This is a genomic window from Streptomyces sp. NPDC001220 (assembly GCF_053597895.1).
This window is the reverse complement of sequence record NZ_JBSFJE010000024.1, coordinates 65,801-82,927: the sequence shown is the minus strand read 5'-3', so window position 1 is coordinate 82,927 and position 17,127 is coordinate 65,801. Positions and strand designations below refer to the sequence as shown.

Here is a 17,127-nt window from a genome sequence, read left to right as displayed (position 1 = left end):
CGTCACGGGGACTCCCGGCGACGACCTCTGACACCCCCACCGTTCAGGAGGAGGTCTCCATGCCACGGAGATCGAAAGGCCTGTCAGCCACGCTGATCACCGGCGCGCTCCTGCTGACCTCGCTCGGCCTCGGCGGCATCGCCGTCAGCGCCGGGCCGCCCGCACCGCACAGCGCCGCCGCGCAGGCGTTCGCGGCCACCCACTCCGGTCATGCGATGGCCGCGTCCACGGCCAACTCCCCGGAGGATCCGGACGGCGACGGCTACATCCCCGCGAACCCGCCCGTCACCGGCGTGACGCCGTCCACCCAGGACCCGCCGCACCGCTACTTCCACGAGTTCCAGGCCAACTGCTCGGTCACCCACACCAGGCCGGACGACCCCATCGTCTACCCGCAGCAGCCGGGCAAGTCCCACGACCACACGTTCATGGGCAACACGACGACCGACGCCAACAGCACGACCGCCTCTCTGTCGGCCGGCGGCACCACGTGCAAGGCCCCCGGCGACCTGTCCGGCTACTGGATGCCCACCCTCTACAACGGCGACCAGCAGATCCTGCCCGTCGGCCCGCAGGTCATCTACTACAAGGCCGGCGTCACCGACTACACCAGCGTCCGCCCCTTCCCCAAGGGCCTGCGCTTCGTCGTCGGCAGCCCCCTGCAGAGCGCCGACGAGTTCCGGCACCACCCCGGCTTCGTCGAGGGCTGGGAGTGCGGTGACAGCTACTTCAACACCGAGTTCCCCGCGACCTGCCCGAACCGTACGGACGTCCAGCTCAACATCCGTTTCCAGGCGCCCAGTTGCTGGGACGGCAAGTACCTCGACACCCCCGACCACAAGAGCCACATGGCCTACCCCGTGGTCAAGCCCGGCACGAACGACAACATGTGCCCGGCCGACCACCCGGTGGCGCTGCCGATGATCGAGTTCAAGATGGCCTTCCCGGTCAACGGCGACATGTCGAAGGTGCGGCTGTCCAGCGGAACGGGTCACAGCTTCCACTACGACTTCTTCAACGCCTGGGACGACCGCACACTCAAGGCCCTGGTCGACCACTGCGTCGTCGGCGGGCTCCAGTGCGACGCGCGCGGCTACGACGAGACCCACCCCGAGGCCGGCGCCGCGCTCGACGAGCACTACCGACTGCCTTGAGGAGTTCGCGCATGACCCCACGACCCCGCACCCGCACCCGCACCCGCACCCGCCGCATCGCGGCACCCCTCACCGCCGGCGTGCTGACCGCCGGATTCCTCGCCGCTCTGCCCGGCGCCCAGGCCCACGCCGCGGGCAGTGTTGTCAAGGTCACCGGCAGCCAGGGCGCCTGGCAGCTGACCGTGGACGGGCAGCCGTACCAGATCAAGGGCCTGACCTGGGGCCCGAGCGTCGCGGACGCCGAGAAGTACCTGCCGGACCTCCAGTCCATGGGCGTCAACACGATCCGCACCTGGGGCACCGACGCCACCAGCAAGCCGCTGTTCGACTCCGCGGCCGCCCACGGCATCAAGGTCGTCGCGGGCTTCTGGCTGCAGCCGGGCGGCGGACCCGGCAGCGGCGGCTGCGTCAACTACCTCACCGACACCGCCTACAAGAACCAAGTGCTCGACGAGTTCCCCAAGTGGGTCCAGACCTACAAGGACAACCCCGGCGTGCTCATGTGGGACGTCGGCAACGAGTCCCTCCTCGGGCTGCAGAACTGCTACAGCGGCGACGAACTGGAGAGACAGCGCGACGCCTACACCACCCTCGTCAACGACATCACCAGGAAGATCCACGCCGTCGACCCCAACCACCCGGTCACGTCCACCGACGCCTGGGTCGGCGCCTGGCCCTACTTCAAGAAGAACGCGCCGGACCTCGACCTGTACGCCGTGAACTCCTACAACGCGGTCTGCGACATCAAGTCCGCCTGGCAGCAAGGGGGTTACACCAAGCCCTACATCGTCACCGAGACCGGGCCGGCCGGCGAGTGGGAGGTCCCCGACGACGCCAACGGCGTCCCGCTGGAGCCCTCCGACCAGGCCAAGGCCGACGGCTACGCACGGGCCTGGGGGTGCGTCACCGGGCACCGGGGGGTCGCGCTCGGCGCCACGATGTTCCACTACGGCACCGAGTACGACTTCGGCGGCATCTGGTTCAACCTGCTGCCCGCCGGCCAGAAGCGCCTGTCGTACTACGCCGTGAAGAGGGCCTACGGCGGCGACACCAGCCACGACAACACCCCGCCCGTCATCACCGACCTGACCGTGGAGGGCGGCGCGGGCCAGGTGCAGGCCGGACGTGACCTCGTCCTGGCCGTGAAGGCCACCGACCCTGACGGCGACCGGATCTCCTACGAGGTCCTCGACAACAGCAACTACATCGACCAGAGCAAGAACCTGGCCTCGCTGCCCTCCACCGACCTCGGCGGCGGCCGCCTCAGGATCACCGCGCCCGACCGCCCCGGCGTCTGGAAGGTCTACGTCAAGGCGACGGACGGCCGGGGCAACGTCGGCGTCGAGACCCGCTCGATCCGCGTCGTCCCGCCGATTCCGTCCGGCACCGACGTGGCACGGGGCAGACCCGCCACCGCCTCGTCCTACCAGGCGAGTTACGGCGACTGCCCGTGCACCGCGGCCGACGCGGTCGACGGCGATCAGACCACGCGCTGGGCCAGTGACTGGAGCGACCCCCAGTGGCTCCAGGTCGACCTCGGCACCCGCACCACGTTCCGGCACGTCCAGCTGTCCTGGGAGGCCTCGTACGCCAAGGCCTACACCATCCAGACCTCCGACGACGGCCAGAACTGGCAGACCGTACACACCGTGTCCGACGGCAACGGCGGGATCGACGACTTCGACGTCACCGGGACCGGCCGCTACGTCCGCGTCAACGGCACGGCGCGGGGCACCGGTTGGGGCTACTCGCTCTACGAGTTCGGCGTCTACGCCTGACGGACGGACCTCTGACGGAGCGCACGGGCTCGTCGGCCGCCTCCCGGTCCGGGGATCCGGGCCCGGATCCCCGTTCCGGGAGAGCGCTCTATTTCGGGATTCGCAGGTCCGTTAGGGTGCCTGCATGAGCAGAAGGGCCCCGACTCTGGAGGACGTCGCCCGGGAGGCCGGTGTCTCCCGGGCGACCGTGTCCCGGGTCGTCAACGGCATCCGCAACGTGGATCCCGAGATTCAGGAAGTGGTCCGCGGGGCCATCGAGCGAACGGGTTACGCGCCCAACCGGGCCGCCCGTTCCCTGGTGATCCGGCGGGCCGAGACCGTCGCCCTGGTGATGTCCGGCGCCGGGGACACCAGCGACGCCGGCCAGGACGCCTTCGCCGCGTCGGTTTTCGCGGACCCCTTCTTCGGACGGGTCGTCAGCGGGATCGTCGGCTTCCTGCGCCCCCGCTCGATGCACCCTGTCCTCATGTTCGCCGAGTCCACCCAGGCTCGGGAGGAGGTGCTGGCCTACCTTCGACAGGGCCGTGCCGACGGCGCCCTCGTGGTCTCCACCCACGCGGACGACCCGCTGCCCGCCCTTCTCGCCGACGCCCGGCTTCCCACGGTGCTCTTCGCTCGTCCCTCCCGTCCGGTCCCGCTCAGCTATGTGGACCTGGCGCACCGGGACGGCGGGCGCCTCGCCGCGGAGCACCTCCTCGCGCGCGGCTGTCGCCGACCCGCCACGGTCTGCGGCCCCCTGGACGTGGCGGCGAGCCAGGAGCGCCTTGCCGGGTTCCGTGACGCGCTCGCCCGCCACGGCCACCCCTACGTCCCGGTCGCCGAGGGCGGGTTCACCCTGGACAGCGGTCTCGCGGCCATGTCGGACCTGTTGGCCCGCCACCCCGACACGGACGGCGTGTTCGCCGCCAACGACCTCATGGCGCAGGGCGCCTGCCAGGTCGTACGGGAGCGCGGACGCCGAGTGCCCGAGGACGTCGCGGTCGTCGGCTTCGACGACTCCAGCATCGCCGTGACCTGCCGGCCCCGGCTGACCACGATCCGCCAGCCGGTGGAGGAGATGGCGGCGGAGATGGCCCGCCTGCTCGACGAGCACATCCAGGGCCGCCGTACCGATGCGACGTCGGTCATCTTCGACCCGGAGCTGGTGGTCCGCGACTCGGCCTAGCCCTGCTCCGCGGACAGGTCGGCGACGCGGCCGGCCGGAGTCCCCGCCCGCCGATGCCGGACACCCGTGATCTACGCCTGGCGCGCCGGGGACGTGATGCGGGCCGTCGCCCGGACCGGGCCCCCGTCGGCGCCCGCGAGGCGCATCGGAAACAGGAAGACCTCGACCGGACACCCCTCCGCCTGCGCGTCCGCGACGCGTCCGAGCCCGGTCAGGTTCTCGGCGATCACACCGCCCGCTCCGCACAGCACCCGGTGCGAGGGCAGATCCGCGGGACCGGTCGGATCGACGCTCAGCGCGTCGATCCCGACGGTGAGACAGTCCGCCGCGACCACGGCCCGCGCCGCCTCGGGCGTGAGCCAGGGATGCGCGAGGTAGTCCTCGGTTCCCCAGTGCCGCGACCACCCGGTGGCCAGCAACAGGATCGAGCCGGGCCGCAGCCGCAGCCGGCCCAGGGCGGAGGTGAGCCGGTCGGAAGTGATCGGTGCCCGCGCGGGCAGACCGCGGACATCGGCGACGACCGCCGGCCCCGCGAACCGCGCCAGCGGCAGATCGTCCAGCGTGGGCCACGCCTCGTCCACGTGGTACGGCGCGTCGACATGCGTTCCGGACTGGGACCCCATGTGCAGCCGGAGGACGTTCACCCCGTGCTCGGCGACCCGCAACGCCCTGGAGACCTCCACCTCCGGGTCACCGGGGTAGACGGGCATCCCGGTGACCACGGGCACGGACAGGTCGAGCCAGCTCTCCATCAGCGCATCAACTGCCTTCGACGGCGAGGGCGGGCGTGCCCTCGCTCTCCGTACCAGGACCGGTGATCGGTGGCACCGGAACATCGATCGTACGGGCCAGCCGCGGACCGTCGGGCCCGTACACCGCCCGTGGCTCGGGGAACAGCCGCAGCAGCGCCAGGTACAGCACCCCGGCAACGGCCAGCGACAGCGGCAGGCTGACGTCGATGCCGTTGACGAGATCGCCCAGCGGTCCGACGAACTGGCCGGGGATGTCGGTGAACAGCACACCGACCACGGCGCCCACCCACCAGGCCGTCATACCGCGCCAGTTCCAGCCGTGCGTGAACCAGTAACGGCCGCCACGCTGGCGGCGGTTGAAGACCTGGAGCGCATCCGGGTCGTACCAGCCGCGCCGGGTGTAGAACCCGAGCATCATCACGACCATCCAGGGCGTGGTGCAGGTGATGATCATCGTGGCGAACGTCGAGATGGACTGCACCAGGTTGAAGCCGAACCGGCCGATGAAGATGAACGCGATCGACAGGACTCCGACCAGGACCGTCGCCTGGACCCGCGACAGCTTCGGGAACACCGACGAGAAGTCGAGCCCGGTGCCGTACAAGGACGTCGTACCGGTCGACATGCCGCCGATCAGGGCGAGCAGACACACCGGCAGGAAGAACCAGCTCGGTGAGATGGCCAGCAGACCGCCCACGAAGTCCGGAGCCGCCGGGTCCACGTACTTCGGTGCCCTGGTCGCGATGATGCTGGCGGTAGCGAGCCCGAACACGAACGGCAGCAGGGTCGCGATCTGGGACAGGAAGGCGGCGCCGACGACCTTGCGCCGAGCCGTGTCCGCCGGGATGTAGCGCGACCAGTCGCCGAGGAACGCGCCGAAGGACACCGGGTTCGACAGCACGATCAGCGCCGAGCCGATGAAGGAGGGCCAGAACAGCGCCTGCGTCGCCGAGTCGGCCGAGGCCGTGAAGGCACCGGCGTACGAGGGATCGAAATCACCGGCGAAAGCGATCGCTCCGAGCAGGAAGAGCAGGGTCGCCGAGGTCACCGCGATCTTGTTGACGAACAGCATGAAGCGGAACCCGTACACGCACACCGCGAGCACCAGGCAGCCGAAGAGCCCGTACGCGACCACGTACGACAGATTGTTCTGCTCCAGTCCGAACAGCCGGTGCGCGCCGCCGACCAGGGCGTCCCCGGAGCTCCACACCGAGATGGAGAAGAACGCGACGGCCGTGAGCAGCGACAGGAACGAACCGACGACCCGGCCGTGCACACCCAGGTGCGCGGAGGACGCGACGGCGTTGTTGGTGCCGTTGACCGGGCCGAACACCGCCATCGGGCACAGGATCAGCGCGCCGACGACGACTCCGAGGAGAGTGGCCGCGAGCCCTTGCCAGAAGGAGAGGCCGAAGAGGATCGGGAAGGCCCCGAGGACGCAGGTGGAGAAGGTGTTCGCACCGCCGAAGGCGACTCTGAACAGGTCGAGCGGCGACGCGGTGCGGTCCGCGTCGGGGATGCGCTCGACGCCGTAGGTCTCCACCTCGGTGAGAGACGGCGACGAGGTGGCGGGGGAATTCTCGGACAAGGGTGTGCTCCAGCCAAGTGCCTGGGCCCGGACGCGGGCGATGGAGCGCGTGATGGCGCGAGGGGAGAACGGTCACGCCTTCGCCGCAGGGGTGTGCGACGGGAGCGGGAGCCGTCCCGGGAGGGTGTGCCGACGCTAAGGCCGGGCCGGTGATCTGCGCCAGCAGGTAGAACATCCATCTTGCGCGCCGGAGGTGGAGCATTCATCCACAACGGGGAATGCCCGCCGGCTCAGCTCTCCGGCCTCCACTTCTCACCCGCCTGAGGCGGGTGTGCGCTCACCGTGTCAGCCGGCCCAACTGACCAAGGTCTCGAAGCCTGCGCTGTCGCAGTAGGACACTGTTCGCGTTGCCACTCCTTGGACTGCGCGGGATCGTCTGACGAACAACCCCCAGTCGCGACGACGACGGCCGCTGCTGCCCTGACTGCTCGTGGCCGCGGGCGCCACCCGCGCTGGTGACCTTCCGTCAGTCCTCGATCTTCAGCGTGGGGGTGGGCGAGGGCTGCGCACCGTGAGCGGACACGGCCTTTTCGAGAAGGGTGAACGACTTGCGTATGCCGCCGGGTTGGGGCTTGCCCGCCTTGTGGCCGACGACCCGATAACCGGCGTTCAGGTAGTACGAGTTCAGGCGCGCGTTTCCGGCGAGACAGTCCAGGCGCACCCACGCCCGCCCCGCCGCGGCTACCCGACGCTCGGCGGCCTGAAGCAGCAACTGCCCCGTTCCCGGTGGGGCATTGGTCCGTTCCACCATGAGGCGGTGGACGTAACCGGCCAGAGGCGGTTGCGGCCCCCAGGCGTCTTCATCGGCCCACCACAGCTCCCAGGCCCCCACCAGACGGTCGGCGGCTTCCGCGACCCAGACCTCTCCGCTCGTCATGACTTGGCGGAAGTGGCCCTCGTCCAGTTCACCCGGTTGCCACTGGCCGGTGATCCCCTGAGCGAGCATCCATCGAGCAGCATCGTCACGCAGACGAACGACGGAAGCCAAGTCGGCATCAGTGGCGAGGCGAAATCGTATGCCGTTCACAGCGCGATCTTCGCACGGAAGCGAACCGCTCCGCTGGTGCCGCTCACTCGATGTCGTATCTGCCTGCCACGGGAGTTCCTACCGCTCCGGATCGGAGTCACCGGGTGCGGCGGGCGGTGCTGAAGCGGCGTTGGTAGGCGGCGGGGGCGATGGAGAGCTCCCGGGCGAAGACGCGGCGGAGGCTTTCGTAGCTCGGGAACCCGGCCAGGGCGGCCGCCCGGGTAGCGGTGTGCCCCTGGTCGAGCAGGGACTTGGCGATGTCGAAGCGGATCGACTCGACGTACCGGGCCGGTGTGGTGGACAGCTCCTCCCGGAACAGGCGGGTGAGATGGCGGGGGCTGAGGTGGAGATGTCCGGCGAGCTCGTCGAGCGAGTGGTTGCCTCCGGGATCCGCCGTCACCAGGTCGACGACCGTGCGCAGGGCCGGGGACCGGGGCGGTGGGCCCTGCAGCGGCGCGGAGAACTGCGACTGGCCGCCCGCGCGTTGCAGATAGACGACCAGGGCGCGGGCGACGTCCCGGCTGACGTCGGCGCCGTGGTCCTCCTCGACGAGGGCCAGCGCCAGGTCGATGCCGGCGGTGACGCCCGCCGAGGTGTAGGTGGTGCCGTCGCGCACGTGGATGGCGTCGGGTTCGACGCGGATCTTCGGGTGCCGCTCGGCGAGTTCGCGCGCGATCTTCCAGTGGGTGGTCGCGCGCTTGCCGTCCAGGAGGCCCGTGGCGCCCAGGACGAACGCCCCTGAGCAGACGGACGCCACCCGGCCCGAGCGGGCCGCCAGTTCCCTGGTGGCGTCGGTCAGTTCGCGGGTGACGGGCGCCCGGGGATAGACGGCCCCGCCCGGCATCACGAAGGTGTCGGGGTCCGGTTCGGAGGCGGGGCCACCGTCGACGGCGATCCGGATGCCGGTCGAGGAGGTGACGGCGGCGCCGGTCACCGACAGCACGACGATCCGGTAGTCGGCGCCCAGCCGGTTCGCCTCGCCGAAGACCTCCGCGGGGCCCGCGACGTCCAGCAGTGCGACCCCGTCGTAGACGAGGATCGCGACCCGATGCGGTGTGGAGCTCACAGTCCCGTTCCCCAGGTGTCCGGATTCGAGTGGTTCATGGCCGTGCCGAGGTGGCGGCAGAGGCCGCGCGATCGGCACCGTGGAGATGAGCGAACAGCCCGTTCCGCACGATCACACCGAAAGCACGAACATCATGACCGACATCATCGCAGCAGTGGAAATTCCCGAGACGGCAGCCGTGACGGAGGCCACCGAATTTCTTCGCGAAACAGTCAGCCCGCTGATCTTCCACCATTCCCGTCGAGTATTCCTCTTCGGTTCTCTGCAGGCCCGCGCGCTCGGTCTGCAGCCCGATCCGGAGCTGCTCTACATATCCGCGATGTTCCACGACACCGGGCTTTCGACCCCCTTCTCCGAGGTGGAGCAGCGCTTCGAGCTCGACAGCGCCGACCACGCGCGCAGGTTCCTGCTCGAGCGCGGCTTCTCGAAGAGTGCCGCGGAGGTCGTCTGGACGGCGATCGCACTGCACACGACCCCGGGGATCCCCGGCCGGATGGGCCCGGAGGCGGCTGCCACGAACTACGGCGTGCTGACCGACGCGGTCGGCTGGGGACTGGAGCGGCTGAACGGCGGCCGGGTGGACGAGATCATCGCCGCCCACCCGCGCGGACAATTCAAGGAGGGATTCCTGCAGGCGTTCGTCGACGGACTGAAGAACCGTCCCGACACGACGTACGGGACCGTCAACGCGGACGTGCTGGAACATTTCCTTCCGGGTTTCCGCAGCACGACGATGGTCGAGCGTGTGATGGGCGCACCCTGGCCGAATTGAGGTCGGAGAAGCCGGCGGAAGCGAGCGAGATCGAGAGAAATCCCGAGGCGGGCATTGCGATGCCATCAGTGGCCGCTCGCCGTGGCCGTGGACGGACGCCGGCCGGTCAGGATGTCTGCGGCAGAGCCTGTCCGGTCGCCTCGGCTTCCTTCGGTGCGGTGGGGCCCGTCCGCTCGGGGTCCCGGCCCCGCCCTCGGCTGAGCTGCGCCCCGACCGCCGAGGTCACCAGACTCAGCGCCGCGGCCGTGTACCAGACGACCCGGAAGTCGTGGTGCGAGGTGGCGTCGACGTGGGAGCCGAGGACCGCGACCAGGACGGCGACGCCGATCGTGGCCGAGATCTGGCGCACCGAGTTGACCAGCGCCGACCCGGTCGCCGCACGGTGTCCTGGTACCGCGTGCACGCCGGCGGCCACCAGTGTGCCCAGGGCCAGGCCCACTCCCGTACCGGTCAGCAGCTGGCTGGGCAGCAGCTCACTCGCGTAGTCCGGAGCGACCGACGCGAAGATCGCGAACCAGACCATGCCACCGGCGAACAGCACACCGCCCGCCGCGATGAGCGGTCCCTGCCCCAGGCGCTGCGCCGCGCGGGTGGTCAGCACGGTGACGACGGGCACGAGCGCGGGGCCCGGGGCCAGGGCGAGGCCGGTGCGCAGCGCGCTCCAGTGCCAGACCTCCTGACACCACAGCACGTTCGACAGCAGCATGAGCGAGAAGGCCACGCCGAACAGGAGGCTGCCCGCGTTCGCCGCACCGAAGCGCGGCAGCCGCAGCAGGTCCAGCTCGAACAGCGGACGAGGATGCCGCAGGGACCGGACCACGAACGCGGCGCCGCCGATCACGGCGACGGCCAGCAGCAGCACGGTCTCGCCGCTCGTCCAGCCCTGGTCGGGTGCCTGCACCAGCGCCCCGGACAGCGACGCGATGGAGGCGATGACCAGCAGGGCGCCGAGGAGGTCGGGCAGCGGCCCGGTCTCGCGCGCGGCCGGCTTCGGCAGTGCGGCGCGGCCGATGACGAGCGCCGCGACGCCGATGGGCAGGTTGACGGCGAAGACCCACCGCCAGTCCACCTCGGTCAGCAGGCCACCGGCGACGGGCCCGGCGGCCGCGGCGAGTCCGCCGACCCCGGCCCAGCCGCGGGTGGCCTGGGTGCGGCGCTCGGCCGGCACCGCTGCCAGCAGCAGGGCCAGGGAGGTCGGGATCTGGGCCGCCGCCCCCACGGCCTGCACCATCCGGGCCACGATGAGGGTTCCCAGGTTCGGGGCCAGGGCACAGCCCAGCGACGCGAGCGTGAAGACGGCGATCCCGGCGAGGAAGACCGGCCGCTGCCCTATGCGGTCACCGGCACGCCCGGCCACCACCAGCAGCGCGGCGAAGGTGATCGCGTAGGCGTTGAGGACCCAGGACAGCGATCCGAGGCCGACTGCGCCGCCGCCTCCGGAGAAGTCCTCTCCCACGGCGGGCAGCGCGACGTTGACGATCAGCAGATCCAGGTTGGTCATGAAGACGGCCACCAGGACGACTGCGGCGGCCGTCCGAGGGTGCTTTGAAAACCGAAGCAGCTTGGACATGACGCCACCCAAACACAGGGTGGTTTGGAAATCAAACCCTGTCGGGCGATACTGGGGGAATGACCACGCCTATCGACCCCCGGGACATGGCGGGGCGCCCGTGCTCCCTCGCCGCGGCCCTCCAGATCGTCGGTGACCGCTGGGCCCTGCCTGCGATCCGCGAGGTCATGCTCGGCAACCACCGCTTCCGGCAGATCGCCAGGAACACCGGCGCTCCTACCGACCGGCTCGCCGCGCGCCTGAAGGCGCTGGTGGAGAGCGGCGTCCTCGAACGGCGCCCGCTGCCGGACGACGCCCGCTACAGCGGCTACTACCTGACGGAGGCCGGGCGCGATCTGGGGGCCATCACCCGCGAGCTGATCGGCTGGGGCGACCGCTGGGTCGTCACCGCACCGCCCGCCCGGATCCGGCACCGGGACCACGAACTCGTCACCCACACGGTGTGCGAGACCTGCGGCGAGCGGGTCCACGGGGAAGATGTCCACCGGGACGACCTCGTGCCCGGCTGGGACCAGTCGGGCCCGGTGACCCCGTAGACCCAACGGCCCCATCTCGGCGAAACGAAGGACCGGCATGATCAACGGCGCCCACGTCATCCTCTACAGCCAGGACCCGGAGGCCGACCGCGCCTTCATCCGCGACGTCCTCGCCTTCCCCGGCGTCGACGCGGGCGGCGGGTGGCTGATCTTCAAACTGCCCCCGGCAGAGATCGCCGTACACCCCACCGAGGACGCCCCCCAGCACGAGTTCTACCTGATGTGCGACGACCTCGACGCCCAGCTCGGAGAACTGCGCGCGCGGGGCGTCGAGATCTCCCGCCCGGTCAGCGAACAGCGCTGGGGCAGGCTGACGGCGGTGCGTCTGCCCAGTGGCGCCGAACTGCCGCTGTACGAACCCCGTCACCCCGTGGCCCACAGTCTGTGACACTCGAGCGGCCCCGCCCGGCGGCCACCGGATGTGCTGACGGCACCGCCCGTCACGGTGCACCGGTTCGCCCCTGAAAGCCGTCGTGGTGCCTGGTCGCGGGGGCTGGTGGAATCATCCGCCGGGACGACCGCGTTCCCCCTGGGAAAGCCGGGCAGAGGCGGCCCGGACGGTGAGAAAGGTGCGACATGCTGGAGACGGTGGGCCTGACGGCCGACGAGAGCGAGGTGTACCGCCTTCTGGTCGCCACCGGGACGGCGTCCGCTCAGGACATCTCCGGCCGCTCGGCCCTCGACGTCGAGACCGCGCGGCTGCTGCTGCGCGCGCTGGAGCACAAGGGCCTGGCGTCGGCGGCCGAGGACAGTCCCGAATGGTTCACGGCCGTGCCGCCGCAGATGGCCCTGATGCCCCGGCTCCAACGCCACTTCGACGCCCTGGAACAGACCCGGGCCGCCGTCTACGAACTGGCGGAGACACACCGCCGCAGCGCATGGGCCCGGAGCACGGGCGAGGCCGTCGAGATCATCACCGGCGCGGCGGCGCTGCGCCAGCATCTGCGCCAGCTCCAGCACGGCGCCGGCCGGGAGATGATGTGGTTCGTGAAGGCCCAGTACGTGGCCATGTCCCCGGAGAGCAATCAGGAGGAGTACGACGCGCTGGACCGGGGCGTGCTCTACCGGGCCCTGTACGAGCAGGCGTACTTCGACGACCCCGACTCGGTGGACTACGTCGTCAAGGGCGTGTGCGCCGGAGAGGTCGCCCGGGCGGTGCCTCTGCTGCCGTTGCGGATGGCGATCGCCGACCGCTCGGTGGCCATCCTGCCGCTGGCCGCCTCGGGCACGTCCCGCAACCCCCGGGAACTGCGGGCCGCGGTGGTGCGGGAGAGCAGCCTGCTGGACGCGCTCATCGCCCTGTTCGAACACCACTGGGAGATCGGGGCCCCGCTCCGGGTGACCGAGGAGGGCCAGATCGGCGGCGCCGGCACCACGGACGCCGCCTCGCCGGTCGGGGAGGACCGGCACCTGCTCTCCCTGATGGTCGCGGGTATGACGGACGAGGCGATAGCCGGACAGCTGCGGGTCAGCAAGCGCACCGTCCAGCGGCGTATCCAGGGCCTGATGAGCCTGGCAGGCGTCGCCACCCGCATGCAGCTGGGCTGGCACGCGGCCCGGCGCAACTGGCTCTGAGTACGGCGGGCGCCGCGACGCACCCGGACAGGGCCCACCGGACGTGTCCGGTGGGCCCTGTCCCCGTTCGTCCCGCCGCTTCGGCCGGGCTGCCGCTCGCGGACGCGGTCGCTCGCGGACGTGACCACTCCGTGGAAGCAGCTGCCCGAGGACGTGACCACTCCGTGGAAGCAGCTGCCCGAGGACGTGGCTACTCCGCGCAGGCGGCTACTTGAGCAGGTAGCCCTTGATGACGGTCTCCTTGAAGGAGTTGCCCGCCGCGTCCTCGACGTGGACGCGCAGGCTGACCGAGCCGCCCGCGGCGCGGCGCGGGTGCTCCACGGTCACGGTGCGCTCCATGCCGGAGCCCTTGACCCGCACCGACTGCCAGGTCTTCCCCTCGTCGAAGGAGACCTCGGTGGTGAAGACGCGGACGGGCGACACCGGGGCGCCGGCCGTCCGCTGGATCAGGACCGGGATGTCGAGCTTGCGGCCGGCCTCGGCCCGGTTCCACTCGTCCAGCTTCGGCGACATGCGGACCGCGTACAGCGGCAGCGCCTGCCGGGTCGCCGTGGTCCCCGACCGGAACCGCCATTCCGCCCGCACACTCGTGGAGACGGAGCTGGGGGCCAGGTCACGGTTGTCCTCGACCGTCAGACGGTAGTCGGCGGGGGTGGCGTCGGCCGGGACGTCGCTCATGCTCCAGTCCTGGGAGACCAGCTCGCCGTTGCGCCACAGCTTCACGTCGGGCAGGCCGGACGTGGTGTCGGCCACCAGGTCGAGGTTGCCGTTCGCGGCCGAAAGGAAGGGCCGGTACATCGTGTCGCCCTCACGGAAGGCGGCCATCTGGGACGAGAGGCCCACGGCCTGGATCCCGCCGTTCCAGCGCTCCTCGACCTGGGAGCCGGCCTTGTAGCCGTGCAGGTCGCTCAGGTAGCTCTGCCCGCGCGTGTCCGGGTCGAAGAGGTTGTTCTGGTCGAAGGCCGCCTGCCAGCGCAGGCCGTCGGCCGCCGAGAAGTAGTCGACGCGCCGGGTCGGGACCGGAATTCCCTCCATCGCCCGCCCGCTGAAGCGGACGTTGTCGACGTACGTCCACACGATGCGCGCGGCCGTGGTGCCGGGCGTGGTGGCGGCGAACGTGGTGTTCACCCTGGCCAGCTCCGACCTGCGGGGGTTGTAGGCGGGATCCGCCGGGATGCCGCCGTGCACCGGTCGCGTGAGGTAGTAGACCGAGGCGGGGTTGCCGTCCGCGCCGGCCGGGTCGCCCCAGACGCTGGTGACGAGGTAGGTGAACTTCGAGTCCTTGTACCGGGCCGTCGGCACCGCGTACACGCCGTCGATGTGGTCCGTGCCGATCGCGTTGTACATGGTGACCGAGAGAAGCTCGTCGGCCATGCTGATCGTGCCGATCTCGGCCGACATGATGCGTGCCGAGTGGCTCGGTGCCGACACCGTGACGGGCTTCGCCTTGCGGGCGTCGATGGTCACTTGCCGGTCGGCGCTCATCACGACCTTCGGCACACCGACGATGATGCCCTCGGTGAAGGACGCGTCGAAGTAGAAGCCGCTCACCGAGTAGGTGTCCTTCGGCAGTCGCACCACCGTGCTGCTCTTGCCGAGCGCCTCGACCTCGTACGCCTTGCCGTCGGCCGAGTTGACCAGCAGGTAGGCGTTGTCGGGGGCGGCGCCCGTACGGCTCTTCATGTCGATGCGCAGGTCGTAGGACGGCTGCTCGACGTCCATGCCGAACGGGACGCGCACCGACACCTGGCCGTCCGCGGTGCTCGCGGTCACCACACCGCTGTAGGCGGCGTACGTCGTGGCGGCTTCCGGGGTCGCGGTGAGGCTGACGGCCGCGGTTCCGTGCGCGGGCACGGTGACCGAGTCGGCGCTGAGCCGGAACAGCCCGGCGGGAGCGGGCACGTCCTTCTTCCCGCTGCTCGGGTTGTCCCTCAGCTGAAGGGTCACCGGCGCGGCGCCCGGGTTGCGGTAGGTGATGGTCTTGGTCACCGGGGGACGCTTGCCGTCCGTCCAGCGGATCAGCCCGAAGTCCAGGCCGGTGGTGTCCGCGGTGACGTCCTGGTCGACCGCCCTGGCCACGTCGACCCGTCCGGCGCCCTGGAAGTAGGCGCCGTGCTCCTTGGCTCCGGTCGCCGACTGCATCAGCTGGCGCTTGACCTGCTCCGCCGTCCAGTCGGGGTGCTGCTGGAACAGGATGGCGGCGGCTCCGGTCACATGGGGCGTGGCCATGGACGTACCGCTCATCGCGACATAGCCGTCATCGGCGGTGGTGCCGCCCGCCTGGGCGGCGACGACGTTGACGCCGGGGGCGATGATGTCCGGCTTGAGGCCGGAGTCGCCCACCCGCGGGCCGACCGAGCTGAAGCCTGCGAGGTCGTCGTCCTCCTCGGCCGCGCCGACGGCCAGCGCCCGGTCGTCGGAGGCGGGCGAGGAGACCTTGCCGGGACCGCTGTTGCCGGCCGCGGCCACGACCAGCGTGCCGTAGTCACGGGTCACGGTGTCGACCATGGCCTCGAGGGCGTCGGTCTCCGGTGTGTCCGTGTCGCCCAGGCTGAGGTTGATCACCTTGGCGCCGTGCTGGGCGGCCCAGGCCAGACCCTCGACGATGTCGGAGTTGTCGCAGTTGCCGTCCGCGGTGCACACCTTGCCGGACAGGATCTGCACACCGGGTGCCACACCCTTGTACTTGCCGTCGGAGGCCGCGCCGGAACCGGCCACCGTGGAGGTCACGTGGGTGCCGTGACCGTTCAGGTCGTCGGTGTTCGGCTCGGTGGTGAAGTTCGCGGACTCGGTGACGAGGCCCTTGAGGTCCGGATGGTTCGGGTCGTAACCGGTGTCGAGCACGGCGACCTTGACGCCGGTGCCGGTGTAGCCCTTCTCCCAGGCGTGCGGGGCACCGATGCGCGGCACCGTGCTGTCGAGCTGGATCCTGGAGTGGCCGTCCAGCCAGACCCGGCGCACGCCCGCTCCGAAGGAGGTGGCGTCCTCCCGGCCCGGGGCGATGCCCTTCCAGAACCCGGCGGCGTCCGCGCGGTGTTCGCCGAGGGTGGCGAAGGGGGTGCCGCCGATGGGGCGGACGGTGTCGGCGCCGGCGGCGGTCAGCTGTCGCCGGGCGGTGCCCGCGTCCCCGGCGTACTCGACGATCAGCGGCAGGCTCGACCGCTGCGCGTACTTGCCCCGGACCAGGGCGGAGACGTTGAACAGCGCCTTGTCGAGGCGGCCCGTCGCGAGCAGCGGGAGCGTGTCGGCGGGTATGACCGTCCAGTCGCGGCCGGCCTGGCGCTTGATGAACGCGACGCGTTCACGGCCCTTGGCGGGTTCGACCGACACACTCTGCCTGCCCGAGGTGTCCGTCTCCAGCGTGACGCGGTCGCCGGTGATCAGGGTGAGCTGTTGCCGGGAGGTGATCGGCGACCGGGCCGCTCCGCTCTGCGCGGCGGCTTCCGTTCGCCCGGTGTGCGGGCCGAGGTCCTGAGCGGCGCCGGGGGCGGCGGTCAGGCCGGCCACGAGCGCCACGAGGGCGGCGGCCGCAGCCGTATGCCGAAGCCGGGGAGGGCGGATCCCGGGGCGCCACCTGTTGTTCATGTCTCTCATGGGAGGACAGCGTGGTGCCGTCAAGTGCCGAGGTCAGCAGTTTGCCCTGTCCACCAGACGTCAAGTCACCTTTACGCCAGCCCCCATACCCCGCAAAGCGGGCAGAGGTGTCCAGATGTGCAGCCAGTGCTCGCCGCTATGGACGTCGGCCAGGTTGCACCCTCCATGATCGGCAGCTGCATGGAACGTCCTACGGTCCCCCGGTCGGGTCGTCAGGTGGCGGATCCTGCGGGTTCGATTCCGTTCCTACGCGACCCGTGCCGCGGAAGGCTCGGAGGAGGGTCAGCGCGATGTGAGGGTCCTGGGCAGTGGCGGCCAGCTTTCGCGCCAGGGCTGCCGTGCGGTAGTCCGACCATTCTCGCAGCACTCCCGTGAGCCCGTCCGGGAAAAGACGCCAGATGACGAACGCGCAGAGGGCGAGCCCGCCGGACGACGGGACGAGGAGGTGGGTGAAGACCGCGGGCACGGGGGACTCCGGTTTCGAACAGGGCGTGTTGCTCTCCCAGAGGGACTGGTGGAGGACGGGCGGCGCACGGCGGAGAGAGCGGGC

At 70.7% G+C, this 17,127-nt stretch carries 13 protein-coding genes; 7 read left to right on the top strand and 6 right to left on the bottom strand.

Annotated features, from left to right (window positions below; genetic code table 11):
- Positions 1-59 precede the first annotated feature (59 nt).
- From ACWDGI_RS39740 to ACWDGI_RS39730, 3 genes are all read left to right on the top strand, one after another.
- Positions 60-1,154, top strand: a complete 1,095-nt coding sequence (locus tag ACWDGI_RS39740; RefSeq protein ID WP_450767744.1) for a DUF1996 domain-containing protein — start codon at positions 60-62, stop codon at positions 1,152-1,154.
- 11 nt (positions 1,155-1,165) lie between these two features.
- Positions 1,166-2,932 (top strand): discoidin domain-containing protein, encoded by a 1,767-nt coding sequence (locus ACWDGI_RS39735; protein ID WP_450767742.1) that lies wholly within the window; start codon positions 1,166-1,168, stop codon positions 2,930-2,932.
- 124 nt (positions 2,933-3,056) lie between these two features.
- Positions 3,057-4,097: a LacI family DNA-binding transcriptional regulator gene (locus tag ACWDGI_RS39730; protein ID WP_450767740.1), complete on the top strand. Its 1,041-nt coding sequence runs from the start codon at positions 3,057-3,059 to the stop codon at positions 4,095-4,097.
- Positions 4,098-4,168: 71 nt separating this feature from the next.
- On the opposite strand, the gene ACWDGI_RS39725 is transcribed toward ACWDGI_RS39730, so the two are convergent.
- The 4 genes from ACWDGI_RS39725 to ACWDGI_RS39710 form a co-directional block, all read right to left on the bottom strand.
- A complete protein-coding gene (locus ACWDGI_RS39725) occupies positions 4,169-4,849 on the bottom strand; it encodes a cyclase family protein (protein ID WP_450767738.1) in 681 nt (226 codons plus the stop codon).
- 7 nt (positions 4,850-4,856) lie between these two features.
- A complete protein-coding gene (locus ACWDGI_RS39720) occupies positions 4,857-6,437 on the bottom strand; it encodes a purine-cytosine permease family protein (RefSeq protein WP_450767736.1) in 1,581 nt (526 codons plus the stop codon).
- A 466-nt stretch (positions 6,438-6,903) separates the two neighbouring features.
- Positions 6,904-7,464 (bottom strand): GNAT family N-acetyltransferase, encoded by a 561-nt coding sequence (locus ACWDGI_RS39715; RefSeq protein ID WP_450767734.1) that lies wholly within the window; start codon positions 7,462-7,464, stop codon positions 6,904-6,906.
- A gap of 97 nt (positions 7,465-7,561) precedes the next feature.
- Positions 7,562-8,530 (bottom strand): GlxA family transcriptional regulator, encoded by a 969-nt coding sequence (locus tag ACWDGI_RS39710; protein ID WP_450767732.1) that lies wholly within the window; start codon positions 8,528-8,530, stop codon positions 7,562-7,564.
- A gap of 133 nt (positions 8,531-8,663) precedes the next feature.
- Here ACWDGI_RS39710 and ACWDGI_RS39705 point away from each other — a divergent pair, with 133 nt between their 5' ends.
- Positions 8,664-9,302, top strand: a complete 639-nt coding sequence (locus tag ACWDGI_RS39705; RefSeq protein ID WP_450767825.1) for an HD domain-containing protein — start codon at positions 8,664-8,666, stop codon at positions 9,300-9,302.
- A 106-nt stretch (positions 9,303-9,408) separates the two neighbouring features.
- Here ACWDGI_RS39705 and ACWDGI_RS39700 read toward each other — a convergent pair whose 3' ends face one another.
- Entirely contained in the window at positions 9,409-10,872 is a 1,464-nt protein-coding gene (locus tag ACWDGI_RS39700; RefSeq protein ID WP_450767731.1) for an MFS transporter, read from the bottom strand.
- A 59-nt stretch (positions 10,873-10,931) separates the two neighbouring features.
- Here ACWDGI_RS39700 and ACWDGI_RS39695 point away from each other — a divergent pair, with 59 nt between their 5' ends.
- The 3 genes from ACWDGI_RS39695 to ACWDGI_RS39685 all read left to right on the top strand — a co-directional run bounded on the left by ACWDGI_RS39695 (position 10,932) and on the right by ACWDGI_RS39685 (position 12,983).
- Entirely contained in the window at positions 10,932-11,408 is a 477-nt protein-coding gene (locus ACWDGI_RS39695; RefSeq protein ID WP_450767729.1) for a winged helix-turn-helix transcriptional regulator, read from the top strand.
- Between the two features lie 37 nt (positions 11,409-11,445).
- On the top strand, positions 11,446-11,796 hold the full coding sequence (locus ACWDGI_RS39690) for a VOC family protein (protein ID WP_450767727.1): 351 nt from the start codon (positions 11,446-11,448) through the stop codon (positions 11,794-11,796).
- Positions 11,797-11,984: 188 nt separating this feature from the next.
- A complete protein-coding gene (locus ACWDGI_RS39685) occupies positions 11,985-12,983 on the top strand; it encodes a helix-turn-helix domain-containing protein (RefSeq protein WP_450767725.1) in 999 nt (332 codons plus the stop codon).
- A gap of 207 nt (positions 12,984-13,190) precedes the next feature.
- On the opposite strand, the gene ACWDGI_RS39680 is transcribed toward ACWDGI_RS39685, so the two are convergent.
- Positions 13,191-16,568 (bottom strand): S8 family peptidase, encoded by a 3,378-nt coding sequence (locus ACWDGI_RS39680; protein ID WP_450767723.1) that lies wholly within the window; start codon positions 16,566-16,568, stop codon positions 13,191-13,193.
- Positions 16,569-17,127 lie beyond the last annotated feature (559 nt).